A 23,828-nucleotide genomic window follows, 5' to 3' on the forward strand; every position below is an offset into this window, starting at 1 on the left:
TGCGATCGGGCCGACGGGGGTGCTGGTAGCTTCTCCCCGTGACTCGCAGAGTACTGATCAAGACCCTGCCGCTCCACACCAACTACGGCGGGATCCTCCAGGCCTACGCGCTGCAGCGAGTCATCCGCGAGCTCGGCTTCGACGTCGTCACCGACACCACCGTCACGATGCCGTGGCGCCGTCGCATGCGCTGGCGGTACTTCGCGGTGCGCCGGGCGCTGCGGATGCTGCTGCCGCTGCGCGTCGACTGGAGCTGGCGCGCGCGCCACCAGGTGATGGCGGCGCAGGCGCGGTTCGCAGCGCGGCACCTGCGGCGGGTGCGGCGCGTCGAGCGGGCCTCGACGCCTCGGGCGGGCGCCGAGCTCGCGCGGAGGTTCGACACGTTCCTCGTCGGGAGCGACCAGGTCTGGCGCGCCTACTACGCCGACGTGCCCGAGTACCTGTTCGGCATGCTGCCCGCGACGCCGGGCGGGCCGCGCCGCGTGTCGTACGCGGCCTCGTTCGGCGTCGAGGACGTCGGCGAGTACCGGGGGACCACGCTCGAGCGTGCGCGCGAACTGATCCGGAGGTTCGACGCGGTCTCCGTCCGCGAACGATCGGGCGTGCGGATCTGCCGCGACGCGTTCGGGATCGATGCCGAGCAGCACGTCGACCCCACCATGCTGCTCGACGCCGACGCCTACCGCGCGCTCGCGAAGGGGGCGGATGCCGCGGAGCCGGAGGGTTCCGCGCTGCTCGTGTTCCGCCTGGACGAGCACGACGCCCTCGACGGGGTCGAGGCGGCGGTCGCGGATCGCCTGGGACTCGAGCCGCGGTCGCTGCTGCCGAGCCCGCCCCCGCCCACGTACCGCGAGTACGCGGCCGATCCAACGCGCTATGACCTCCCGACCGTCGAGGCGTGGCTCGCCGGATTCGCCGCCGCCGGCTTCGTCGTCACGGACTCGTTCCACGGCTGCGTCTTCGCGATCCTGTTCAACCGGCCGTTCCTCGCGGTGGCGAACGCCCGGCGGGGTCGCGCCCGCTTCGAGTCGCTGCTCGAGCTGTTCGACCTCGGCCACCACCTCGTCGACCCCGGCGCCGGGGCGGTCGACGAGCGGGTGTTCGCCCCGGACTGGGCGGCGGTGAACCGCATCCTCGACGCGGAGCGCGCTCGCGCGCGGGAGTACCTGGCCCGCGTGCTCTGACGCCGCGGGACGTCGCTACGCTGAACGCATGCTGCTCTCGGATCGCGACATCAGGGCCGAGCTCGACGCCGGCCGCATCGGACTCGACCCGTACGAGCCCGGCATGATCCAGCCGTCGTCGATCGACGTGCGGCTCGACCGCTACTTCCGGTTGTTCGACAACCACAAGTACCCGTTCATCGATCCGGCCGAGGACCAGCCCGACCTCACGCACCTCGTCGAGGTGGAGGCCGACGAGCCGTTCATCCTGCACCCGGGCGAGTTCGTGCTCGGCTCGACGTTCGAGGCCGTGCGGCTGCCCGACGACGTCGCCGCCCGCCTCGAGGGCAAGAGCTCCCTCGGCCGCCTCGGGCTGCTCACCCACTCCACGGCGGGGTTCATCGACCCCGGTTTCGGCGGCCACGTCACGCTCGAGCTGTCGAACGTCGCCACGCTGCCGATCAAGCTCTGGCCCGGCATGAAGATCGGCCAGCTCTGCTTCTTCCGCCTCTCATCGCCGAGCGAGCGGCCCTACGGCTCTGCGGAGTACGCCAACCGCTACCAGGGGCAGCGCGGCCCGACCGCGTCGCGCTCGTTCCAGCGCTTCCACCGCACGGACGTCACGGTGACCGAGGCGGGGTCGGTCGGCGGATGACGGATCCGGTGTCGACGGGGGCGGTGCCGGGTTCACGCGCACCCCGTCCCGACATCGTGCTGGCCCACGACTACCTCGTGCAGTCGGGCGGCGCCGAGCGCGTGGTCGCGCACTGGGCGGAGGCGCTCGAGCCGGCCGCGCTGGTCACCCTCGCGTACCGGCCGGAGACGACGTTCGACGCGTTCGACGCGGTCGACGTGCGCGCAACGATCCCGCGCTCCCTCGCGGGACAGGTCGAGCGGATGCTGCCGGCGCTGCCGTCGATCGCGGCCCGCACCCGTGTCACGGGCGGCGACGTCGCCCTCGTCTCGAGCAGCGGATGGGCGCACCGGTTCGCGTTCGACATGCCGCACGTCGTCTACGTGCACAGCCCGGCCCGGTGGCTCTACGCGGCCGACGACTACCGCATGCGGCTGAGCCGCGTGCGTCGCGCGGGCCTGACCGTGAGCACGCCGATGCTCCGGCGCGGCGACGCGGACGCGATGCGGCGGGCCGACGCGATCGTCGCGAACTCCGCGGTCACGCGCGACCGCATCCGCGACGCCTACGGGGTGGACGCCGAGGTGGTGCATCCGCCCGTCTCTCCCGTCGCGACCGAGGCCGTCGCGCCGTCCCGCGAGCTGCCCGACGAGTTCGCGGTGGTCGTCGCGCGCGACCGGGGCTACAAGAACGTGGCGCTCGCGGTCGAGTCGGCGCTCGCCGCAGGGCTCCCGGTCGTGGTCGTCGGTGCGGGCTCCGAGGAGCTGGATGCGCCGGACGACCGCGTGCACGGGCTCGGTCGCGTGAGCGACGCGGAGCTCTGCTGGACGTACCGCAACGCGCGCGTCGTGGTCGGTGCGGCTCGGGAGGACTTCGGGCTGACGGTGCTCGAGGCGTCCTTCGAGGGCACTCCGGCGGCCGTCGTCCCTGCGGGCGGCTACCTCGAGACCGTCCGCGACGGTGCGAACGGCTTCCACGCGGCGGATGCCACGAGCGCGGCGCTCGCCGAGGCGATCGTCCGTGCGCGCGACGTCGGTCCCGACGAGTGCCGAGCGTGGGCCGAGCGGTTCGGCGTCGACCGGCATCTCGACGCGGTCGTCGAGCTGCTGGAGGTCGCGGCGGGCGGATCGGGCGGCCGTTAGGATGTCGCGGAGCGGTGCGGAGACCCCGGGCGCGTGATACGGAGGAGGACGATGGCGCGTGCGGAGGAGCGTCCCGGCCTGACCGGGCAGATCCGGATGCTGCTGTCGCTCGCCGGCGCCAGCGGCAAGCGCTGGCTGGTCGGCACGGTCGGCGCATCCGTGGTGCTCGCCGCCCTGGACACGCTCGGTGTCGCGGCGATGGTGCCGCTCACGCAGCTCGCGACCGGAGCCGACACCGACGAGGGCACCCTCGGGACGATCTCCGACTTCTTCGGCACCGACGACCCGGGCACCCTCATCCCCATCGTGGCCGGGTTCGTGGCGCTGTTCTTCATCGCCAAGTCCATCGGCTCGCTCGCGTTCCGCTGGTGGCTGCTCGGGCGGACCACCCGGGTCGCGGCGCTCACCGCGGCCGAGATGGCCCGGCGCTACATGCTCTCGCCGTTCGCCGCCCATCGCACCCGCAAGATGAGCGAGATCTACCGCAGCATCGGCGAGGCCACGAACCAGTCCGCGAGCGTCCTGCTCGCGCTCGTCACCATCAGCACCGACGCGCTCGTGCTGATCGCGATCACCGGGGTGCTCGCGGTCGCCTCCCCGGTGGTGACGATCTTCGCCGTGGTCCTGTTCGGGGTGCTCGTCTACGGATCGCAGGTCGCGCTGAAGCGCACGCAGCACCGTCTCGGCGAGGAGTTCGCCGCCGCCAGCCTGCAGGCCTGGCAGTACCTGCTGCCCGGGCTCGACGGCTTCCGCGAGGCGCGGCTGACCTCGAGCTCCGGGTCGTTCGTCGACGGCTACCGCGGCGCCAAGCTGCGCCAGGCACGGGCGTCCCGCCTCGTCGGCATCGTCTCCGACGCGCCGCGCTACCTGCTCGAGATCGGGTTCGTCGTCGCGATCATGGGCATCTCGGCGATCCTGTTCGCGACCGGCACGCCCGAGCACGCCATCACGGTGCTGGGCGTGTTCGCGGCGGCGTCGCTCCGCGCGCTGCCGACCATGACCAGGATCTCGGCGAACATCGCCACCATCCGCATCGGGCGGGCGGGCCTGCGGATCCTGACCGACGCGGCCGACGAGCTCGCGTCGCAGCCGAGCCATGACGAGGAGCGCCGCTCGGCCGAGCGGTACGAGGGGGACATCGAGCTCCGTGACGTGACGTTCCGCTATCCCGACTCCGACCAGCCGGTCGTGCACGGCCTCGACCTGCGCATCGCGGAGAACCGCACCACCGCCTTCGTCGGCTCGAGTGGTGCCGGCAAGAGCACGCTGGTCGACCTCGTGCTCGGACTGCTCACCCCCACGGAGGGGACCGTCGAGTGCGGCGGGCGCTCCATCGGCGACGACCCCGCGTCCTGGTACGCCGAGCTCGGCGTCGTGCCGCAGGACGTGTTCCTGCTGAACGACACGCTCGCCGCCAACATCGCGTTCGGCGTGGCCCCCGAGGGCATCGACGCGGACCGCATCGCGCAGGTGATCGCGATGGCGCAGCTGGACGCGCTCGTCGCCGAGCTGCCCGAGGGGCTCGAGACCGTGGTGGGCGAGCGCGGCGTCCGCCTCTCCGGGGGCCAGCGGCAGCGCATCGGCCTCGCCCGCGCGCTCTACCGGCGACCGCGGGTGCTCGTGCTCGACGAGGCGACGTCGGCGCTCGACAACGCCACCGAGTACGAGATCTCGTCCACGCTCGCCCGCCTCCAGGGGAGCATGACGATCCTCATCGTCGCCCACCGGCTCTCCACGGTGCGCCGGGCCGACACGCTCGTGTTCCTGAAGTCGGGCTCGGTCGAGGCATCCGGCACCTTCGACCAGGTGCGCGACGAGAACCCCGAGTTCGCCCGCCTCGTCGAGCTCGGCGACCTGAGCTGACGGGAGGAGCGGGCATGGGCGATCTCGAGAAGGACATCCCGCTCCCGGTGCGCCTCGAACTCGCCCATGCGGCCGCGCAGCGCGTGGCGTCGGGCGTGGGCGTCGACCTCCTGCACATCAAGGGCGTTGCGGTCGCCGACGAGCTCCGGCCGTTCGGTCGCCGCGGCAGCGACGTCGACGTGCTGGTGCGACCCTCGCAGGTCGAGCGGCTGGATCTGGCGATGCGCGCGTCGGGGTGGACGCTCTACAGCACCTTCGTGTCGGGCTCGCCGTTCGGGCACGCGCAGACCTACCTGCACGACACGTGGGGGTACATCGACGTCCACCGGTTCTTCCCCGGCATCGGGGCGGAACCCGAGCGGGCGTTCGAGGCACTGTGGCGCGGGCGCGACGAGCGCGCGCTCGCCGGCGCGCGCTGCGCCGTGCCGAGCGTTCCCGCCCAGGCGCTCATCCTCGTGCTGAACGATGCGCGGTCGAGGGCCGATGCCCGGCGTGACCTGGCCGCGGCGTGGACGGACGCGCCGGAGGAGCGCCGGGCCCAGGTCGCCTCCCTGGTCGACGACCTCGACGCGCACGTCGGGTTCGCCGCCGCGACGGGCGGGCTCGACCGCTACCGCGACAGCCGCGAATACCGCATGTGGAAGGTCGCGTCGGAGGGCGGCACCCGCAGCCAGGAGTGGGCCGCCAGGGTGCGGTCCGCCCCGACGGTCGGGGGTGCGGCCCGCGTGCTGGTGCGCGCCCCGCTCGTGAACGTCGACCGGCTCACGCATCGGCTCGGTCGGCAGCCCAGCCGTCGCGAGGTCGCCGCCGAGTTCGCCGACCGCGTCCGACGCGCCGTCCGCGAGGCCCTGTCCGGCGGCCGGCGAGGGGGCGCGACGTGAGCGGACCGCTGCGGTGCGCCGACGCGGTCGGCGTGGTCGAGCACGCCGACGTGCTCTACGTCGCCGCGCTCCCGCACGGTCCGATCCTCGTGCTGGAGGGGGTCGCGCCGGGCATCTGGCACGCGGCGATCGGTTCGGAGCGGGGAGCGGTCGCCGACGCGGTGGCCGACGCGATCGGCGCCGAGGCGGCGGAGATCCGCGCCGACGTGGACGCGTTCGTCGACGACCTGGTCGAGCGCGGGCTGCTGCGGGAGGACGGGGCGGGGTGACGCGGACCCGACTCCTGCGATACTGGACCGAACCTCCGGAGGAGCAGCGGTCATGAGTCCGACGAGCATGCGCGCCAGGTCGTGGCGAGGCAGGATCGCGGACTGGTGGGCGCCCACGTGGCAGTGGGTGCTGCTGGCGGCCGGCGCCGCGGTCGCCGTCTACATCCTGCTCGACGAGCGGGCCCGGAACGCTCCCATGCTCGCGTTCGCGGTGGCCGCACTCGTGATCGCGGCGGCCGTCACGAGCTCGACGCCGATGGCGATCGCACTCATGGCGATGCCCGGACTCCTGATCATCCAGCGCGTCGGCATCGGGGGGACCGACCTCTCGGTGTCGGACGTGTCGCTGGCGGCGGCGTTCGGCGCCGCGGTCCTGCTCGGTCAGCGGCCGTACAGCAGTTCGCTGCGGTGGATGCTCTGGCTCAACTTCGTCTACCAGTTCACGTCGTTCATCACCGTGATCGTGAATCCGTACACCGCCAACACGGTCGAGTGGTTCCACGCCTGGCTGCTCATCTCGGGCGCGCTGATCGTGGGGTGGGCGGTCGGATGCGCCGGCTACGCGAGGCTCGCATTCGGCCTCATGCTCGCGACGGCATGCATCATCGCGGTGATCACGATCGCGCACGCGATACCGCAGTACGCGACGGGGGACTTCGGGGCGATCTACCTCGAGTGGCCGTTCGCGATGCACAAGAACTTCGTCGGCACGACCCTCGCGATCGTCGCCGTCATCGCGTACATCAACCCGGACTGGGTCGGCTGGTCACGCCGGCTGAGCGGGTCCGCGTTCCTCCTGCTCGCGACCGCGATCCTCATGAGCCAGTCGCGCCAGGCCATCATCGGGCTCATCGCCGCCGTCCTCGTGGGCGTCATCCGCCGTCAGGTCACGGGGCGGTCGCGGAGCGTCGTGTTCCTGCTCGTGATCCCCGCGGCCTGGATCGTCATCGGCATGGTCATCGAGCAGATCGAGTCGCAGAACGAGTTCAACTCGGTCTACCAGCGACTCACCTGGTTCCGCGACGTGTACCACCTGTGGCAGGAGTCGCCGTTCTTCGGGCACGGCCTCCGCTACTGGTACCAGCTCCCCGGGGAGTTCCAGCCGCCACAGGCGGAGCTCGAGATCGTCGCGAGCACCGGGCTCCTCGGCCTGTTCGGGTTCGGCGTCATGTGGCTGGGCATGCTGATCGTGCTGTGGAGGATCGACCCCAGGTTCGGCACGCTCGCCTTCGCCGTGGCCCTGTCGCGCATCGTGCAGGCGCAGTTCGACCTCTTCTGGGTCGCCGCGGCCGTCTCGATCCCGTTCGTCATCGTCGGCATCAGCCTCGGCGCGATGGAGCGCGAGCGATTGTCGGCGTCGAAGGCGGAGTCGGATGCCAGGGGAGCACCGGACGGCGAACCCGGGTCGCCCGTGCGCGCGACCCGGCCCGAGGCGACCGCTACGGTCGCTGCGACAGCAGCCCGGCGTCCACCAGGTCGCTGATCGCGCCCGCCACGACCGCGGACGGGTCGACGCCCTCGGGCGGCTCGGGCAGCTGGCTGAGTGCGGTCTCCCGCAGCTCGTCCTCCGACGAGTCCTCGGCGCCGAGCCACACGATGGGGCCGACGCCCTCGAGGAGCAGGACGTCCTGCTCCTTCAGCACGAACAGGCTGTCGTCGACCATGAGCGCGTCGGCGTGCGACGTGCGCCGGTACGACCCCGAGGGGGCCTCCTCCAGCGGGGTGTTGGTCGTGATCGGCTCGCCCTGCACGAGGTCCTGCACGCACCCGCAGTCGCGCTTGGAACGGCTGTCCACGTCGACCAGCATGGGCGGCTCGGGGTCGACGGTCGCCAGGATGTCGTCGACGATGGCCGGAAGGGTCTCGGCTTCGCCGTAGACGACCCGCCGGACCCCGCCGGTCGCGACCAGCCGATCCGCGATCGTGCGGAGCGGGCGGTGCATGAGGGTGAGGAAGCTGGTCTGACGGACGAGTTCGGGCAGGCCCTCTGCGAGCGGGACCTGCTCCACCCACGGCATCGTCACCTCCGGTCGCCGGTCGAGCAGCACGACCGCCGCCAGCTCGAGCCCGGCGTCGCCGGCGACACGCAGTCCCATGCCCGACGCGGGGATGTGCTGCTTCGACCCGGGCCGCGACCCGATCGACAGCGGCTTGCGGTAGCTGACGACGGTGCCGTCGCGCTCGATCGCGACCGTCTCGTCGGTCACGTACCCGAACTCCTTCGCGAGCGCCTGGGCGGCGGTGGTCTTGCCCCGGCCCGACGGTCCCACGAACGCGATCACGCGGCCGTCGCCGACGTCGACCGCGGCGGCGTGGAGCATGAGTGCACGCCCCTGCAGCGAGCGCATGCCGGTGACCGTGACCTCCGTCGCGAGCCGGTCCGCGAGGAACTCGAACGACTCGGCCACGAGGCGGCGCTCGTCGACCGAGCGGATCTCGAGCTCGTTCGGGCCGATGCCCACCCGGATCGTGGTGTCCACCCGGGCGGGTTCGTCGACCCGCAGGTCGCTCCACTGCACCGCGAGCGCGTTGCGATGGAACTCGTCGAGGGTGTCGTCGGGGGCGATGCACACGGTCGCGTCGAGGGCGCGCACGGTGAATTCGGATGGCATAGCATGGAGCCTACTCGTCCCGGGTACCGCCGCACCGCGGATGGTGTCACGAACGCGACCGGAGGTGCCATGGAGCTCCGCGACTACATCCGAGGCCTGCGCAGGCACTGGCTCGCCATCCTGCTCATGACCCTGGTCGGCGCGGGCACCGGGTACGGATGGACGCTCCTGCAGACGCCGGTCTACACCGCGTACTCGAGCGGGTACATCGCCTCGACCCAGAGCAGCGACGTCGGCATCTCGACGATCGGCGACAACCTGGCTCGCGGTCGCGTGCCCTCCTACCTCGAGATCGCCGGCTGGCGCGCGGTCGCGCAGAACGCGATCGACACCCTCGAGCTCCAGACGACACCCGAGGCGATCGTGAACCGCGTGGAGGTCACGAACCCCGCCAACACGGTGATCCTCCGGATCAGCGCGACCGGGTCCACGCCGGAGAGCGCCCGCGCGCTCGCGGAGGCGTGGATCGACGCGATGATCACCGAGATCGACGACATCGAGGGCGACGGGTCCGAGGGCTCCGCGCCCGTGACCGTGATCCCTGCCGACATCGCCTCGCTCCCGTCGTCGCCGTCGTTCCCGAACGTGCAGACCGCGGTGATCGTCGGCGCCATCCTCGGCTTCGGGTTCGGCGTGGCGTTCGCGCTCATCCGCACCGTGTCCGACCGCCGCATCCGCACCGCCGAGGACGTGGAGTCGAAGACCGGGATCGCCGTGGTCGGGACGATCCCGCTCGTGCCCGGGCTCACCGACGAGCAGCGCCTGGTCGGCCTCTCCGAGCATCACGGCGGCAAGGGCGAGAACTTCGCCGTCGCCGAGGCGCTCCGGTCCCTGCGCACGAACCTCCAGTTCATGGACGTCGACCACCCGCCCCGCACCATCGTGGTCACGAGCCCGCTGCCCGGCGACGGGAAGTCGACCATCGCCTGCAACCTCGCACTCACCCTCGCTGCTGCGGGGACCGCCGTGGTGCTGGTCGACGGCGACATGCGGCGCTCGATGGTCGCCAAGACCATGGGCCTGCCCGGCGGGGCGGGCCTCAGCGACGTGCTCGCCGGTCGTGCGGAGCTCACTGACGTCCTGCAGCGCACGCCGAAGTCGGTGAACCTGATCGTGCTCGCCGCCGGCAGCGTGCCCCCGAACCCCAGCGAGGTGCTCGGCTCGGAGCGCATGCGCACGCTCATCGCGGAACTCGCCAGGCACGCGACCGTCATCATCGACGCGCCCCCGCTGCTTCCCGTCACCGACGGCGCGGTGCTCACCCATCAGGCCGATGGTGCGCTGGTCGTCACGAGCGTCGGCAAGACCACGCACGACCTGCTCGACAAGGCGCTCGACACGCTTCGGAAGGCGCGCGGACGCGCCCTGGGCGTCGTGCTCAACAAGGCGCCGCTGCGCGGGGTCGACGCGTCGCCGTACTCGTACGAGTACCGCCGCGAGTACGTCTCCAACTCCAAGGAGGCCGCCGAGCCGGTGCCCGCCGCCGATCGCGTCACCGTTCCGGCCGACCTCAGCGATCTCGCCGAGGCCGACGCCGGTGCCCGCCGCGGTCGCCGCGGACCGACCCCGACGTGATGGGCGGGTCGCCCGAGGCATCCCACCGGGATGCCGACGGGGTCGCGCCCGTCGTCTCGGTGGTCGTCCCCCTCTACAACGGGGCCGCGTGGATCGCGGAGACGCTGACGTCGATCGAGCGGCAGACCGCGGGCGACCTCGAGGTGATCGTCGTCGACGACGGGTCGTCGGACGACGGCAGGGAGATCGCGCGGGCGCACCCGGTCGGGGCCCGGCTGCTCGAGCAGTCGCACCTGGGCGTCGCGGTCGCGCGCAACCGGGGCCTCGCCGAGGCCCGGGGGCGATGGGTCGCGTTCCTCGACCAGGACGACCTGTGGCATCCGACCCATCTCGAGCGCGCGCTCGCCTGGCTCGCGAGGCACCCCGGGGAGCGCATCGTGTTCCTGCGGGAGCTCGTGTTCACGGCGGCCGACGAACGCGAGCGGCTCGCGCGCATGGACCAGGGCGTCGGCGGCTGGGCCGGGCTGCTGGTCAGCAGCGACGACACGCTCGGCGAGCTCGTCGCGGCGGCCGACGTGACGGGCTCGGACGCGGTCGAGGTGCACGATCTCGAGGCGATGCTCCGCGGTCCGGTGTCGACGACCACGAGCTTCCTCGCCGACCCCGGCCTGCTCCGCCTCGCCGGGGGGTTCGCCCCGCACGCGCTCGCGATGGACGACTACTGGCTGCTCGTCAACGTCGCGCGCCTCCAGCCCATCCCGCAGGTGCACCAGCCGACGGTGTTCTACCGCGTGCACCTCGGCGCGACGTCGCGGACCACCAGGCTCGGGCTGCCGTTCCTCTCCTCGGCCGTGGCGCTCCGCCTCGGCGGCGGCCTGGTCGACCTGGAGACGGGCCTCTCGGGGCGCCTCGACGGGTCGCTGCACCGGCACCTGCTCAGGGAGCTGCTCGGCGCCCCGGAGTACCGCGAGCCGCGGTTCCGCGGCGCGGTGGGCCACCTCGCCGCGCTGCTCTGGCCGCCGGACGGGCGGCGGCGCGAGCGGCGCCGTGCGACCCTCGCCGCGAGGCTGCCGTGGCTGCGCGACGCGGTGCGCGCGGTGCGTCGGCGCGGCGCATAGGTCGCACGGGCCCGCGAGGCTCCGTCAGCCTGCCTCGGAACGCCCCACGGAGGCATCCGCCTCGACCCGGTTGCGCCGCAGGCGCCGCGACCAGCCGATCGCGGGCACCTCGACCCAGCGGTGCAGCGCCTCCGCGGCGAGGATCGCGAGGCCGCCGGACGCCAGCACGATGAGCAGCTGGGCCCACGGGGCGTCCGGGAACGCCTTGAACCCCGCCCCGGCGACCACGGCGATCACCGGCAGGTGCACGAGGTAGAGCGGGTACGAGATGCGCCCGAAGTAGAGCAGGACCCTGCCCGGCGAGGCGGCGAGGCGGTCGCGTTCGATGAGCAGCCAGATGAGCAGCCCCGTGCCGATGGCGAACCACTCTCCGCCCCACGCATCCGCTTGCCCGAGCACGAACTGCCGCAGCGCGCCCCATGCCAGGAGCACGGCGAACGCCGCGGCGACGTGCCAGGTGCGCACCGTGCCGATCGTGTGCCACGCGAGCAGCATGCCGATCGCGAACATCCACCAGACCCCGAGCACCCACGGCCCGCTGCTCACGCCGACGAGCGGCATCGTGAGCGAGGCGAGCGCGAGCGCCGCCGCGCTCCAGACGACGACGCGACCGCGCCAGGCCTCGGACCGGGTGGTGCGCGCGGCGACGATCGCCAGCAGCACCACGACGAGGTAGAACTGCACCTCCAGGCACAGTGTCCAGGCGACCGCCAGCACAGACGGCACCCCGAGGATGTCCTGCAGGTAGACCATGTTCACGAGCACGTCGAGCGCGGTGAACTCGCGACCGACCAGCCCCGGCACGAGCGTCTGCGCGAACTCGATGAGCAGCACCGCCGCGATCACGACGTAGTACGGCGGGTCGAGGCGCACCTGCCGCCGCAGGGCGAAGCGGCCGCCCTCGCGCAGCGTGCGCATCTTCGCGGTCGTGTAGGCGATCACGAATCCCGAGATCACGAAGAAGATGGCCACGCCGCTGCGCATGAGTCCGGTGGCGTCGATCACGGGCGCCGGCATCCATTCCGCGAGCGTGCCCGCGCTCGCCGAGTTCCAGAACATGTGGAACACGAGCACGGCGAGGGCGGCGACCCCGCGCAGGCCGTCGAGCGCGAGGAATCGACCGGGGGGCGGCGGCTTCATGCGACGAACCTACTCGATCGGAGGAGACAGTATGATGCTGCGTGCTCGCACCCGAACGACGACGACTGGCGGTACGCGTGACCGAGACGCCACCCGAGGCACCCGATCACCGGGGGCCCGAGGGCGCCCCCGCGGCTTCGCCCCGTGCCCGCGCGCTCGCGTTCTACCTGCCCCAGTTCTTCCCGATCCCGGAGAACGACGAGTGGTGGGGTCCCGGATTCACCGAGTGGACCAACACCGCCAGGGCGCGCCGGCTCTATCCGGGGCACCGGCAGCCGACCCTGCCGGCCGACCTCGGGTTCTACGACCTGCGCGTGCCCGAGACGCGGCAGGCGCAGAGCGACCTGGCCCGCGCGTACGGGGTCGAGGCGTTCGTCTACTGGCACTACTGGTTCGGCGACGGTGACCGCATCCTCGAGCGCCCGTTCGCGGAGGTGCTCGAGCGCGGCGACCCGGAGATCGGGTTCGCGCTGGCCTGGGCGAACCAGTCGTGGACGGGCATCTGGCACGCCGCGGCCGACACGATCCTGAAGCAGCAGCGCTACCTCGGCGCCGAGGACGACCGACGGCACTTCGAGACGATCCTTCCGGCGTTCCGCGACGAGCGGTACGTCCGCGTGAACGGCCGGCCGCTGTTCTACGTGTTCCGGCCGGAGGAGCTGCCGGATGCCGCCGAGTTCGTCGACCGCTGGCAGGCGATGGCCCGCGAGGCCGGCCTGGAGGGGCTCTACCTCGTCGCGGAGGCCAGCGACCTGCTCGGGGCGGGCGCCCGCTACGCGAACGCGGAGGCCGACGGCTTCGACGCGAGCGTGTACATGCGCCTGCCCGCCGAGGTGAACCGTGCGACCCGCCTGCGCATGCGCGCGGGCCGGAAGCTCATGGGCGGGCCCGAGATCTGGCCCTACTCCGACACCATCGTCGCCGACTACCCGCGCGACCCGCACGTGCAGCCATGCGTGTACCCGAACTGGGACAACACGCCGCGTGCCGGCCGCCGTGGGCTCGTCGTGCGCGACGCGACGCCCGAGCGGTTCCGCCGGAACGTGGCCGACGCGGTCGACCTGCTCGCCGATCGGCCCGCCCAGGAGCGGCTGCTCTGGGTGAAGTCGTGGAACGAGTGGGCCGAGGGCAACCACCTGGAGCCCGACCTGCGCGAGGGCCATGCGTGGCTCGAGGCGCTGCGGGCCGGGCTGTCGTGACGGGTTCCCCGCGGCATCCGCTCGACGACCCGGACCGGCCGCTGCGCATCGCGATGATCTCGTACTACCTGCCGAGCGAGAGCAAGATCGGCGTGGGCTACCAGGTGCACGCGCTCGCCAACGAGCTCGCCGACCGCGGCCACCACGTCGACGTGTTCAGCCCGTGCGGGCCGGTCGAGGGCGCGCGGTACGGGCACGTGCACGTGCCGCTCGACGGGTCGATGCGCACCTTCCGCTTCGCGTTCGCCATGCGGCGCATGGACCTCTCGTCGTACGACGTGCTGCACGCGCACGGCGAGGACTACTGGATGTGGCGCCGGCGCGTGCCCGCGCACGTGCGCACGCTGCACGGCTCCTGCTTCGAGGAGGCGCTGCGCATCCGCGGGGCCAAGGAGAAGGCGCGCATGGTGCTGCTCGGCTGCACCGAGGTGCTCGCGAGCGTCGTCGCCGACCGCACGGTGCTCATCTCGCCGGCCACGCGCCGGTGGACGCCGTGGGTCGACACCGTGATCCCGAACGGGGTGGACGCGGAGGCGTTCGCGCCCGGCGGGACGAGGCGTGCCGCGCCGACCGTGCTGTTCGTCGGCACCTGGCGCGGACGCAAGCGCGGCGCCGAGCTCGCCCGGATCTTCGCCGACGAGGTGCGACCCCGGGTGCCCGACGCCGAGCTGCGCATGGTCACCCAGGATGCACCCGACGAGCTGCCCGACGGCGTCGTCGCGCTCGGGCGCCTGAGCGACGCGGAGCTCGCGGAGGAGTACCGGAGCGCCTGGGCCTTCTGCCTGCCCTCGACGTACGAGGGGTTCGGCATCCCCTACGCCGAGGCGATGACGGCGGGCCTGCCCGTGATCGCCACCCCCAACGTCGGATCGCGCTACGTGACCGATGAGGGCCGCTTCGGCGTGCTCGCCGAGCTCGACGGGCTCGGTGATGCGCTCGTCGGGGTGCTGACGGATGCCGGGCGGCGGGCCGAGCTCGCCGAGGCGTCGCTCGCGCGCGCCGTCGAGTTCGACCTGCGCGCCGTCGCCGACCACTACGAGCGGGTGTACCGGGCCGAGCAGCACGCCCGCCCCACGAAGGAGCAGACCACGTGACCACCCCCAGCGTCGCGGTCGTGATCGCCACGTACAACCGCCCCGACTACGTGCGGACCTGTCTGGAGCACCTCGACCGCCAGACCGTTCGGCCCGACCGCATCGTCGTCGTCGACGCGTCCCCCGACGAGCGCACGTGGGAGGTCGTCGCCGAGCGCCCCGAGGTGGAGTACCGGCGCAACGAACGCGGCATCGGGACCACGGCGACCTCCCGGGCGATCGGGGTGGAGGGCGTGCGCCAGGACGTGGTCGCGTTCATCGACGACGACGCCTTCGCCGAGCCGGAGTGGCTCGAGGAGCTGCTGAAGCCGTACGCCGACCCCGCCGTCGCCGCGGTCGGCGGTCGCGCGCGCAACGAGCAGCCCGGCGAGGAGGACGAGGGCATCGGGGAGATCGGGCTCCTGCTGCCGGACGGGCGGCTCACCGGCTGGTTCGCCGCCGACCCGGGCAGGGACGTCGACGTCGACCACATGCTCGGCGCCAACATGTCCGTGCGCATGAGCGTGGTGCGCGAGCTCGGGGGCATCCGCGACCTCTACCCGGGGACCTGCCTGCGCGAGGAGACCGACATCGCGCTCCGCATGCGCCGAGCCGGCTGGCGCATCGTGTACGCGCCGCGCTCGGTCGTGCTGCACGTCGCCGGCACCTACGCGCGAGGCCGCCGGTTCGACGCACGCTATCGGTACTACGGCGCGCGCAATCATGTCGTGCTGCTCGCCAGCACGCTCGGCACGTCGGACCCGCACTTCCGCAGGTACCTGCGCACCGCCGCGGCGGAGGCCGGGCACCAGGTGGTCAGCGGCCTCCGCGCGATCCGCGACCCGAAGCGCAGCGGCGCGAAGGCGAAGCTGCGCGGCGTGGTCGGCGGCGGGTGGCGCGCCGCCGTCGATGTCGTCGGGACCGCGGCGGGGCTCGCCGCCAGCGCCGCTCCCGGGGTGCGGGCGAAGCCCGCCGACGGGGCCGCGATATGAGGCTGCACGCGTACGTGCTCGCCGGCGATCCCGCCTGGATCGCGCAGAGCATCGGGTCGTACTACGGCATCGTCGACCGCATCGTCGTCTCCTACGACGCGGGAGGCGGCTCGTGGGGCGGCGCGCCGCTCTCGGTCGACGAGTCGCTGGCGCGGATGCGCGCCGCGGACCCCGACGGAAAGATGGTGTTCGCTCCCGGCGACCACTCGGACGCCTCCCGGCCCGTCATGACCGTCGAGACCGAGCACCGGCAGGCCGCACTCGACGCCGCCTCGGAGGGCGCCGACTGGGTCGTGCAGCTCGACACCGACGAGATCGTCCCGTCGACGGAGGTGCTCCTCGCGCAGCTCCGCGAGACCGAGCGACGCGCCGCCGGCGCGCTCGCGTTCCCGATGCGCAACTTCCACGCGCGCACGCCGTCGGGCGCCTTCCTCGAGCACTGCGGGCGATTCTGGACCACCCAGTCGGGCTACCCCGGCCCGGTGGTCGTGCGGGCGGGCACCCGGCTCACCCTCGCGCGCCAAGCCGCGGACACGCCCGTGCACCGGGTGGACGTCTCGCCGCGCAACACCGACCCCGCCCACCCGTTCGGCACGCCGGTGCACGCCGTGATCCCGCCCTCCGACGCGATCGTGCACATGAGCTGGGTGCGCACCGAGGCGCAGATGGCCGAGAAGCGCGTCGTCTCGGGGTACGCGCCCGAGCGCGACTGGGACCGCGACCTGCGGCGGTGGCGCCGTCGCGCCGCGCACCCGCTCGGCACGGCGCTCGTCGCCCCGTTCGCGAGGAACCCGTTCGGCCGGTTCCGGATCACGCGGCTTCCCGAGTTCGCCGAGGTCGAGCCGTGACGAGCCCGGCGGATGCCCCGGGCGCTGCTCCGCTCGTCGACGTCGTCGTCCCGACCAACCGGGTCAGCCCGTACCTCGGCGCGGCGCTGGCGTCGGTCGCGGCGCAGACCCACGCCCGGTGGGACCTGATCGTCGTCGACGACGGCTCCGGTCGAGGGGACGACCTGGCGCGGATCGTCGCGGGCGTGGCCGGCGCGCGGATCGTCCACCGCGAGAACGGCGGGGCGGCGGCGGCGCGGAACACCGGGATCGCCGCCGGCTCGGGCGAGATCGTCGCCTTCCTCGACGACGACGACGTCTGGCCGCCCGACCGGCTCGAGCGGCTCGTCGCGGCGCTGGGCGCGGATGCGGGTGCCCTCGGTGCGTTCGGCGACGGCATCGACATCGACGCCGAGGGGGTCGCATTCGACTCGTGGCATACGCCGCAGGCGACGAGCGACGAGTACCTGCGGGGCGACACGCCGATCCCGCGCATCACGACCCTCGCCGTGCGGCGCCGCGCGTTCGAGCTCGCGGGCACGTTCGATGAGGACTTCGGGCTCTCCCAGGACACGGAGTTCACGCTGCGGGTGCTGCGGCGCGGTCGCCTGGTGACCTCCGGGGCCGTCGTCGTCGAGTACCGGCGCCACGACCGCAACGCGACCGCCGCCGACTGGCGGCGGCGGCACGCCGCGGGTTCGCGCGCCGTGCGGGCGAACCTCGAGGACGCCGAGCGCCGTGGGGACGCGCACCACGTCGCCGCCCTGCGCCGGAACGCGCGCCTGCTCGACCGCGCCTACGCGTCGTGGTCGGCCGGCAGGGTCATCGGCCTGCTGCGGCAGCGCCGGGCGGGGGACGCGGGGGCGGACCTGTGGGACTCGCTGCGCCTGTCGCCGTGGGGCGTGCTCACGGGGTGGGCCTCGACGCTCGCGTCCAAGCTGGGGGCGCGCTCGCGGCGCTCGGGCGCCTAGGCCGACCGCAGCCGGCCCAGCACCGCGGCCATCGCCTCGACGCGCAGGGCCCACGCGGGCACGGGCCCGCTCGCGCCGTGCGGGAAGGGGCGCGCGGACGCGATCGCGGTGACGACGGCGTCGGCGAACGCCGCTCCGCTCGCGATGGCGATGCGCGGGTCGTCCGCGTCCCGGAACCCGGCCACGGGCGTCGAGACGACCGGGCGGCCCACGGCCTGGTACTCGTAGAGCTTGATCGGGTCGAGGCTGTCGGTGAACTCCGTCACGACGTGCGGCACCACGAGGGCGTCCGCGTGCTGGAGGTAGCCGACGACCTGGTCGGACGGCCGCGCCCCGAGCAGCACCGCGCCGGCCTGCTCGAGGCGCGCGGTCGTCTCCGGCCCGAGGAGGTTCGGGCCGACGAGCACGAGGGTGGCCCGGTCGCCGAGCTCGCGCGCGGTGGCCTCGCAGAGGTCGATGTCGATGCGGTGCGGATGCAGCGTGCCGAGGTACACCGCGGTCGAGCCCTCGGGCAGGTCGGCGGGGCGGTCGGCCGGGCGGCGGTAGGCGGCGACGTCGACCGCGTTCGGGATGAGGGTCACGTCGCGCGCGGCGCCCTTGCGCCTGGCGAGCTCGGGCGAGCACACCACGACCTCCCGGGCCGTGTCGAGCAGCCGCGCCTCGTTCTCCGCGGAGCGTGCGCGCTCGGCCGCCGGGCGGTCGGCGGAGAGCCAGTCGTCGGTGATGTCGTAGACGACGGGCCAGCCCGACGCGTCGGCGACGCCCACCGCGCCCGGGTCGTTGATCCAGAGCAGCGGTCGCTCCATGCCGAGCCTCGCCGCGGCGCGCAGCACGGCGTCGGCCACGCGCGCGTCGGCGCGGGGGTCGACGCGGCGGGGCAGCCACTTGACCGGGCGGTACGTCCAGAGCCGCCCGGGCGCGGGCTCGCCGACCTCGACCGTCCCGTGGCCGAGGTCGGGACGGCGGGCCGATCGCACGTCGTGGGTCGGGTCGGCGGGCGGTTCGACGAACAGCACGCGCAACTCCGGATCGGACCGCAGGAGCCCGGCCACGAGGTGCTGGTTGCGACGCCAGACGTCGTCCCAGCGCTCCAGGGACATCACCACGAGATCGGTCATCGCACGCTCCGGTAGACGGCCTCGGTGGCATCCACCTGGGCCCGCATCGAGAAGTCCCTGCGCTGGCGCTCCCGTTCCGCAGTGCCGAGCGCAGCGCGTCCCTCGGCGTCGCCGGCGAGCGAGCGCAGGGCGGATGCCGCGGCGCCGATGTCGTCCGGTGCGAACAGCGCGCGGGGGTCGAGTCCGTCGAGCATGTCGAGGTGCCCCGCCGCCCCGGCGGCCACGACGGGCAGCCCGCTCGCCATGGACTCGAGCACGGTGAGCCCGAAGTGCTCGAACGGACAGGACGCGACGAGCATGCCCGACCGGTCCATGAGTTCCGGCAGGTCGGTGCGGAAGCCCAGGAACTCGACGGCGTCGGCGATGCCGAGCGACGCGGCGAGCCGCTCGAGCGCGTCGCGTTCGGGGCCGGTGCCGGCCACCTGCATCCGCCACCCCTCGCTCGCGATGCCCGACTCGGCGAAGGCGCGGATGCCGACCTCGGTGTGCTTCTCGGGCTGGAGCCGCTGGGCCATGAGCACGATGCGCTCGCGGTCGGCGGCGTCGACGTCGGGCCGTGGGTCGAGGCCCGGGTGGACGACCGTGCTGTCGCCGTCCACGGCGTCGGCGACGACATCGCTGATCGCGAGCTGCGCGTCGATGACGCGACCGACCAGCGCGGCGATCGGCACCGGGCCGATGCTGCCGCGGGCCTTGGCGAAGTGGCGGGTCGCCACGACGACCGGTCGCCGCGGGCGCAGGACGAGGGCGAGGGCGGCGACCGCGCCGACGTCCGCGGCGGTCATGTGGGTGTTCACCACGTCGGCGCCCCGTGCGTGGCGCAGCAGCGCGCGCGTCACGTCGACCGTGCGCACCGCGGGCACGTGGGCGACGCCGGACCCTGCCAGCGCGCCACGCATGCGCGCGGTGTCGCCGCCGACGACCAGGACCCTGTGGCCGTCCGCCGCCTGGGCGCGGGCGAGGCGCAGCACGAACTGCTCGACGCCCGAGAACCCGTCGGAGCGGATGGCGTGCACGATGCGGAGCGGGCCGCGGGGGTGGGGCTCGGGTGCCGATCGGAGCTCGTCCACCAGCGCGAGGTACTCGCGCGCGATCGCGGGCCACGAGTAGCGCTCCGCGGTGGCGCGCGCCCGCGCGTGCCAGTCGGCCACCGTGCGGGGACCGCGCCAGTCGAGCGCATCGAGTCGCGCGGCGACGGAGGCGGGGTCGCGGTCGACCAGGTAGCCGTTCTCCCCGTCGACCAGGATGTCCGGAGCGAACCCCACGCGCGTCGAGACCACGGGGAGGCCGCAGGCGAGCGCCTCGAGCACCACGAGCGCGTTGGCCTCGTAGGCGCTCGGGAGTACGAGCGCATCGGCGGCCCACAGGAACGGGACCGGGTCGGGGTGCGTGCCGACGAACACGACGCGGTCGGCGACCCCGACGCGGCGGGCCCGCGCACGCGCGCGACGGATCATGTCGTCGGTGCCGCCCACCACGAGCAGCGTCACGCTCGGCGCTCCGCCGAGCGCCTCGATGGCGATCGGCAGGCCCTTGCGGTCGAACTCGTGGCCGACGAAGACCGCGACCGTGCGGTCGTCGGGGATGTCGACGGCGGCCCTGGCGCTCGCCCGCTCCTCGGCGGTCGGCGGACGGAAGCGCTCGACGTCGACCCCGTTCGGGATGACGCGGATGGGCGCCCGGACCCGGCCGTACTCCTCGACCAGCAGCTCCGACTCGCGCGAGGTGAGCGCGACGACGGCCCGGTGCCGTCGGCTCCGGTAGCGGATGCGGTCGCGCAGCGCCGTGTAGAGGTGCACGGGGTTCCGGAGCATCCGCCACGCGAAGTTGCCGCGTGCGCGCATCGCCTCCTGGAGCAGGCCGTGGTTCACGTAGACGTCGCCGGTCATGACGTCGTTGTGGCAGATCGAGATCGCGTCGGGCCTCGCGGCGAGGAAGCTCCGCGCCCGGCGCGTGCCGACCGTGCTGAACCACACGACGTTGCGCGCGCGCTCGAGGTGGGTCACGATCGCGGGCCCGCCACCGGAGCCCCCGAGCGGCCGGCCGGCGTCGGCGGACGTGTACCGCTCGACCTCGACGCCGGCGGCGCGGAACTCGCGCTCGAGATTGAACGCCACGCCCGCGACGCCGCTGCCGGGCTCGATCGTCGGTGCGATCTGCACGATCCGGGTCATCCGCCCGCCCGCCGTTCCGCCGCGAGCTCGTCGGCGAGGGCGAGGTAGCGCTGCGCGACCGCCGACCACGAGTGCCCTGCCACGCTCGCCCGAGCCCGGGTGCGCCACTCGGCCGGGTCCGCCTCGGCGAGCTGCGCGAGACGTGCGCCGATCTCGACCTCGTCGCGCGCGACGAGGAACCCGTTGCTGCCGTCCATGATGATCTCCGGTGCGTATCCGACGCGCGTGGCCACCACCGGAAGGCCGCTGGCGAGGGCCTCGAGCACCACGAGGGCATTGGCCTCGTAGGCGCTCGGTAGCACGAACATATCGGATGCGGCGAGGAACGGACGCGGGTCCAGGCGCGGACCCGTGAAGTGCACGCGCCGGGCGATGCCCGCTGCCTCGGCCTCGGCCTGCGCCTGCGCGATCAGCTCGCCGTTGCCCCCCACAACCAGCAGCAGCACGCCGGGCGCGTGCGGCAGCGCGCGGATCGCGTGCGAGAGGCCCTTGCGGGCGAACTCGTGGCCGATGAACAGCGCGACGCGCTCGTCGGCGCCGAGGCCGAGCGCCTCGCGGGCGGCGCGGCGCTCGTCCGCCGACGGCGGGTGGAAGCGCTCGAGGTCGACGCCGTTGGGGATCACCACCACGCGGGGTCGCACCCGCCGGTAGACCGCCCGGAGCTCGGCGGCGGCGGCGGCCGACAGCGCGACGACCGCCCGATGCGTGCGGCCGCGGTACCGGATGGCGTCGCGCGCGTAGCTGAAGACCTGGAACGGGTTGCGGAACACGCGCCACCCGGAGTGGCCTCGTGCGCGCATGTGGGTGAGCGCGAGGCCGTGGTTCACGTACACGTCGCCCACCATGGCGTTGTTGTGGCAGATCGCGACGGCGTCCGGACGCTCGGCGAGGAACGCGCGCGCCCGGCGCGTGCCGACGGTGCTGAACCACACGATGCGCCACCCGTGGGCGAACCGCCGGGCGAGCCGGCGCTTCGGCCACGGCGCGGCGGGCCGCCGGCGCGCGTCGTCGTAGGTGAACCGCTCGACCGTCGCGCCGAGCGCGCCCAGTTCCTGCTCGAGGTGCCAGGCGACCCCCGGGATTCCCGCCCCGGGGCCGATGCGCGGGACGATCTGGACGATCCGGGTCACGCGGCGTGCTCGCTCTGCGCGTCGCCCGGGTCGTCGCCCGCCGCGTTCCGAGGCGGCGGCGCGGACGGGAAGCGCGCCTCCACCCGCACCGGGCCGAGCCGGTACAGCGCGGCCCGCCTGCGGGCATCGAGGCCGCGCTCGCCGGGGAGGGCGATCGCACGGGCCATCGCTCCGAGCCACTGCCCGGTACGCGCCCACTGCCAGCCGGCCGCGCCGAAGTGCTTGCGCAGGTAGCGCTCCTGCGAGGCGTGGAAATGCGCCTCGCGGCGGGCGGAGTCGCTGCTCGTGCCGGCGCCGACGTGCAGCGCGCGCACCTCGGGCACGGCCGCGTGCCGCCAGCCGAGGCGGTGCGCGCGGAACGCCCAGTCGGTCTCCTCGGCGTAGAGGAAGAAGCGCTCGTCGAGCCCGCCCACCTGGTAGAGCGCCTCGGCGCGCAGCAGCAGCACGGACCCGATCACGAACCGCGGCCCGTCGGCGAGGCGGCCGAGGCCGAGCGCCTCGAGCCAGGTGCGGCCCGGCGACGGGAAGGGCCACTCGACGCGGGCGGCACGGCCGTTCGGGTCGACCTGCACCGGGCCGACGCTGGCGAGGTCCTCGTCCGCGCGCAGCGCGGCCTGCAGGGCGGCCACGTCGGCGGCGGAGACGACCGCGTCGGGGTTCAGCAGGAGCACGTCGGCGCCGGGCACCAACCGGTCGGCGAGTGCGGCGTTCACGCCGGCCGCGAACCCGCCGTTGCGGCCGGGATCGAGGTACCGCACGCCGAGCTCGTCGCAGAGCCGCGCGATCTCGGGCAGCGAGGAGTTGTCGACGACGGTGGCCGGCAGCCCCGCGACGGGTTCGAGCGCGCGCCGCAGCAGTTCGGTCGAGCCGTAGGCGACGACGATCACCTCGACGGGCGGAGCGGGGGCGGCGGATGCCTCGTGCAGGATCGATCGGTACAGGTCGAGGTAGTCGCGCCCGACGGCGTCCCAGCCGCACTCCGCGGCGCGCACGGCGCCCGCGGCGCGGAGCTCGTCGCCGCGTGGCCCCGCGGCCTCGACGAGCGCGTCCGCGAGCGCGGCGGCGTCGCCGGCCGGGACGACGAGGCCCGCCCCGCCGACCACGTCGGGCAGTGCTCCGGCGTCGCTCGACACGACCGGCACCCCGCAGGCCATCGCCTCGACGGCGACACGGCCGAACTGCTCGGTCCAGCTCGGCGTCGGGAGCGACGGCATCGTCACCGCGTCGAGCCCGGCGTAGAAGTCGACCACGTCGTCGGGGTCGACAGGCCCGACGAGTTCCACGCGTTCGGCGAGGTCGCCCGGGCCGGCGCGTTCGGCGAGGTCGGCCGCCATCGGGCCGGAGCCACCGATGCGCAGGTGGAGGCGGGGCTCGCGTGCGGCCGCCTCGAGCAGCACGCCGAGTCCCTTCTCCGGCACGAGCCGGCCGAGGAAGCCGACGATGATGGGGGCGTCGTCTCCGGTCGCCGCGGCGGTGCGCCCAGGGGCATCCGCCTGGCCCTCGGCCCGCCGGAAGCGATCGAGGTCGACGCCCAGCGGGATGACCCGGGCGCGGCCCGCGAAGCCCTTCTCCTGCACGATGCGCGCGGCCTCGGCGTTGCACGCCGAGATGCCCGACGCGGTGCGCAGGGCCCAGCGCTCGAGCCAGCGGAACGGCACGGGGTAGCGCTTGCGCAGGTTCTGCGCGGTGTACAGCACGACGGGCGCGCGCTGCCCGCGGAGCATCCGGAGCAGCAGGACCTCGGCCGTCGCGAGGGCGAACGGCTCCTCGTGCAGGTCGATCACGTCCCACCGCTCGCCGAGCGCGCGCCAGATCGGTCGCGGGTCGTAGGCGAAGAGCGCGGGGTGGCGACCGAGCGTGGCCACGCCGGTCACCGCCTCGCCCGGGTCGGGACGGAGCTCCACCTCGGTGCCGCCCGCGTGCCAGCGGCGGGCGCTGAGGAGGACGACGTCGACGCCGAGGTCCCCGAGGGCCCGCTCGCGCCCGCGCCACTCGTCCACGACGGCG

At 73.8% G+C, this 23,828-nt stretch carries 20 protein-coding genes; 14 read left to right on the top strand and 6 right to left on the bottom strand.

Features of this window, described 5'->3' with window-relative positions; all coding sequences use genetic code 11:
* Positions 1–38 precede the first annotated feature (38 nt).
* Genes QMG39_RS07975 through QMG39_RS08005 form a run of 7 tightly spaced genes read left to right on the top strand, consistent with a single transcriptional unit; the run spans position 39 to position 7,435 of the window.
* Positions 39–1,184, top strand: a complete 1,146-nt coding sequence (locus QMG39_RS07975; protein WP_281883827.1) for a polysaccharide pyruvyl transferase family protein — start codon at positions 39–41, stop codon at positions 1,182–1,184.
* Positions 1,185–1,212: 28 nt separating this feature from the next.
* Positions 1,213–1,818: a dCTP deaminase gene (gene dcd / locus QMG39_RS07980; RefSeq protein ID WP_281883829.1), complete on the top strand. Its 606-nt coding sequence runs from the start codon at positions 1,213–1,215 to the stop codon at positions 1,816–1,818.
* The gene (locus QMG39_RS07985; RefSeq protein ID WP_281883831.1) at positions 1,815–2,939 is read left to right on the top strand and encodes a glycosyltransferase; all 1,125 of its coding nucleotides are present in this window, start codon (positions 1,815–1,817) and stop codon (positions 2,937–2,939) included. The genes dcd and QMG39_RS07985 overlap by 4 nt, the downstream gene beginning before the upstream one ends.
* Before the next feature lie 51 nt (positions 2,940–2,990).
* Complete coding sequence (locus QMG39_RS07990) at positions 2,991–4,802, top strand: ABC transporter ATP-binding protein (protein ID WP_281883833.1); 1,812 nt, start codon at positions 2,991–2,993, stop codon at positions 4,800–4,802.
* Positions 4,803–4,816: 14 nt separating this feature from the next.
* Positions 4,817–5,683 carry a nucleotidyltransferase family protein gene (locus QMG39_RS07995; RefSeq protein WP_281883835.1) on the top strand — a complete coding sequence of 289 codons (867 nt, stop codon included), beginning with the start codon at positions 4,817–4,819 and terminating at the stop codon, positions 5,681–5,683.
* Positions 5,680–5,952 (top strand): PqqD family peptide modification chaperone, encoded by a 273-nt coding sequence (locus QMG39_RS08000; RefSeq protein ID WP_281883837.1) that lies wholly within the window; start codon positions 5,680–5,682, stop codon positions 5,950–5,952. The genes QMG39_RS07995 and QMG39_RS08000 overlap by 4 nt, the downstream gene beginning before the upstream one ends.
* Before the next feature lie 52 nt (positions 5,953–6,004).
* Positions 6,005–7,435 (top strand): O-antigen ligase family protein, encoded by a 1,431-nt coding sequence (locus tag QMG39_RS08005; RefSeq protein ID WP_281883839.1) that lies wholly within the window; start codon positions 6,005–6,007, stop codon positions 7,433–7,435.
* On the opposite strand, the gene QMG39_RS08010 is transcribed toward QMG39_RS08005, so the two are convergent.
* Positions 7,392–8,564 (bottom strand): ATP-binding protein, encoded by a 1,173-nt coding sequence (locus tag QMG39_RS08010; protein ID WP_281883840.1) that lies wholly within the window; start codon positions 8,562–8,564, stop codon positions 7,392–7,394. The genes QMG39_RS08005 and QMG39_RS08010 overlap by 44 nt on opposite strands.
* Positions 8,565–8,567: 3 nt before the next feature.
* On the opposite strand from QMG39_RS08010, the gene QMG39_RS08015 reads away from it, so the two are divergent.
* Together QMG39_RS08015 and QMG39_RS08020 are read left to right on the top strand one after the other, a co-directional pair.
* A complete protein-coding gene (locus tag QMG39_RS08015; RefSeq protein WP_281883841.1) occupies positions 8,568–10,139 on the top strand; it encodes a tyrosine-protein kinase domain-containing protein in 1,572 nt (523 codons plus the stop codon).
* A complete protein-coding gene (locus QMG39_RS08020; RefSeq protein WP_281883842.1) occupies positions 10,139–11,197 on the top strand; it encodes a glycosyltransferase family A protein in 1,059 nt (352 codons plus the stop codon). The genes QMG39_RS08015 and QMG39_RS08020 overlap by 1 nt, the downstream gene beginning before the upstream one ends.
* A 24-nt stretch (positions 11,198–11,221) precedes the next feature.
* Here the strand turns inward: QMG39_RS08020 and QMG39_RS08025 are convergent, their stop codons facing one another.
* Complete coding sequence (locus QMG39_RS08025) at positions 11,222–12,337, bottom strand: acyltransferase family protein (protein ID WP_281883843.1); 1,116 nt, start codon at positions 12,335–12,337, stop codon at positions 11,222–11,224.
* 77 nt (positions 12,338–12,414) lie between these two features.
* On the opposite strand from QMG39_RS08025, the gene QMG39_RS08030 reads away from it, so the two are divergent.
* Genes QMG39_RS08030 through QMG39_RS08050 form a run of 5 tightly spaced genes read left to right on the top strand, consistent with a single transcriptional unit; the run spans position 12,415 to position 17,399 of the window.
* Positions 12,415–13,536, top strand: a complete 1,122-nt coding sequence (locus tag QMG39_RS08030; protein WP_281883844.1) for a glycosyltransferase WbsX family protein — start codon at positions 12,415–12,417, stop codon at positions 13,534–13,536.
* A complete protein-coding gene (locus tag QMG39_RS08035; protein WP_281883845.1) occupies positions 13,533–14,630 on the top strand; it encodes a glycosyltransferase family 4 protein in 1,098 nt (365 codons plus the stop codon). The genes QMG39_RS08030 and QMG39_RS08035 overlap by 4 nt, the downstream gene beginning before the upstream one ends.
* Positions 14,627–15,601: a glycosyltransferase family 2 protein gene (locus tag QMG39_RS08040; protein ID WP_281883846.1), complete on the top strand. Its 975-nt coding sequence runs from the start codon at positions 14,627–14,629 to the stop codon at positions 15,599–15,601. Before QMG39_RS08035 ends, QMG39_RS08040 begins: the two co-directional genes overlap by 4 nt.
* Positions 15,598–16,449, top strand: a complete 852-nt coding sequence (locus tag QMG39_RS08045; protein WP_281883847.1) for a hypothetical protein — start codon at positions 15,598–15,600, stop codon at positions 16,447–16,449. The genes QMG39_RS08040 and QMG39_RS08045 overlap by 4 nt, the downstream gene beginning before the upstream one ends.
* Positions 16,446–17,399 (top strand): glycosyltransferase family 2 protein, encoded by a 954-nt coding sequence (locus QMG39_RS08050; protein ID WP_281883848.1) that lies wholly within the window; start codon positions 16,446–16,448, stop codon positions 17,397–17,399. Before QMG39_RS08045 ends, QMG39_RS08050 begins: the two co-directional genes overlap by 4 nt.
* Here QMG39_RS08050 and QMG39_RS08055 read toward each other — a convergent pair.
* The 4 genes from QMG39_RS08055 to QMG39_RS08070 are packed head-to-tail and all read right to left on the bottom strand — an operon-like array spanning position 17,396 to position 23,821.
* The gene (locus QMG39_RS08055) at positions 17,396–18,517 is read right to left on the bottom strand and encodes a glycosyltransferase (RefSeq protein ID WP_281883849.1); all 1,122 of its coding nucleotides are present in this window, start codon (positions 18,515–18,517) and stop codon (positions 17,396–17,398) included. The two genes, QMG39_RS08050 and QMG39_RS08055, sit on opposite strands and share 4 nt — an antisense overlap.
* Positions 18,514–20,679 carry a glycosyltransferase family 4 protein gene (locus tag QMG39_RS08060; RefSeq protein WP_281883850.1) on the bottom strand — a complete coding sequence of 722 codons (2,166 nt, stop codon included), beginning with the start codon at positions 20,677–20,679 and terminating at the stop codon, positions 18,514–18,516. The genes QMG39_RS08055 and QMG39_RS08060 overlap by 4 nt, the downstream gene beginning before the upstream one ends.
* 8 nt (positions 20,680–20,687) lie before the next feature.
* Complete coding sequence (locus tag QMG39_RS08065; RefSeq protein ID WP_281883851.1) at positions 20,688–21,821, bottom strand: glycosyltransferase family 4 protein; 1,134 nt, start codon at positions 21,819–21,821, stop codon at positions 20,688–20,690.
* Positions 21,818–23,821 carry a glycosyltransferase gene (locus QMG39_RS08070; RefSeq protein ID WP_281883852.1) on the bottom strand — a complete coding sequence of 668 codons (2,004 nt, stop codon included), beginning with the start codon at positions 23,819–23,821 and terminating at the stop codon, positions 21,818–21,820. The genes QMG39_RS08065 and QMG39_RS08070 overlap by 4 nt, the downstream gene beginning before the upstream one ends.
* Positions 23,822–23,828 lie beyond the last annotated feature (7 nt).

This window comes from Agromyces rhizosphaerae, assembly GCF_027925245.1.
GTDB classification, from domain to species: Bacteria; Actinomycetota; Actinomycetes; order Actinomycetales; family Microbacteriaceae; genus Agromyces; species Agromyces rhizosphaerae.

Excerpts from the sequence above, each read along its gene's own strand:
- dcd (WP_281883829.1), top strand. The coding sequence starts at position 1,213 with ATGCTGCTCTCGGATCGCGACATCAGGGCCGAGCTCGACGCCGGCCGC.
- QMG39_RS07985 (WP_281883831.1), top strand. The coding sequence starts at position 1,815 with ATGACGGATCCGGTGTCGACGGGGGCGGTGCCGGGTTCACGCGCACCC.
- QMG39_RS07990 (WP_281883833.1), top strand. The coding sequence starts at position 2,991 with ATGGCGCGTGCGGAGGAGCGTCCCGGCCTGACCGGGCAGATCCGGATG.
- QMG39_RS07995 (WP_281883835.1), top strand. The coding sequence starts at position 4,817 with ATGGGCGATCTCGAGAAGGACATCCCGCTCCCGGTGCGCCTCGAACTC.
- QMG39_RS08005 (WP_281883839.1), top strand. The coding sequence starts at position 6,005 with ATGAGTCCGACGAGCATGCGCGCCAGGTCGTGGCGAGGCAGGATCGCG.
- QMG39_RS08010 (WP_281883840.1), bottom strand. The coding sequence starts at position 8,564 with ATGCCATCCGAATTCACCGTGCGCGCCCTCGACGCGACCGTGTGCATC.
- QMG39_RS08015 (WP_281883841.1), top strand. The coding sequence starts at position 8,568 with ATGGAGCCTACTCGTCCCGGGTACCGCCGCACCGCGGATGGTGTCACG.
- QMG39_RS08020 (WP_281883842.1), top strand. The coding sequence starts at position 10,139 with ATGGGCGGGTCGCCCGAGGCATCCCACCGGGATGCCGACGGGGTCGCG.
- QMG39_RS08025 (WP_281883843.1), bottom strand. The coding sequence starts at position 12,337 with ATGAAGCCGCCGCCCCCCGGTCGATTCCTCGCGCTCGACGGCCTGCGC.
- QMG39_RS08045 (WP_281883847.1), top strand. The coding sequence starts at position 15,598 with ATGAGGCTGCACGCGTACGTGCTCGCCGGCGATCCCGCCTGGATCGCG.
- QMG39_RS08055 (WP_281883849.1), bottom strand. The coding sequence starts at position 18,517 with ATGACCGATCTCGTGGTGATGTCCCTGGAGCGCTGGGACGACGTCTGG.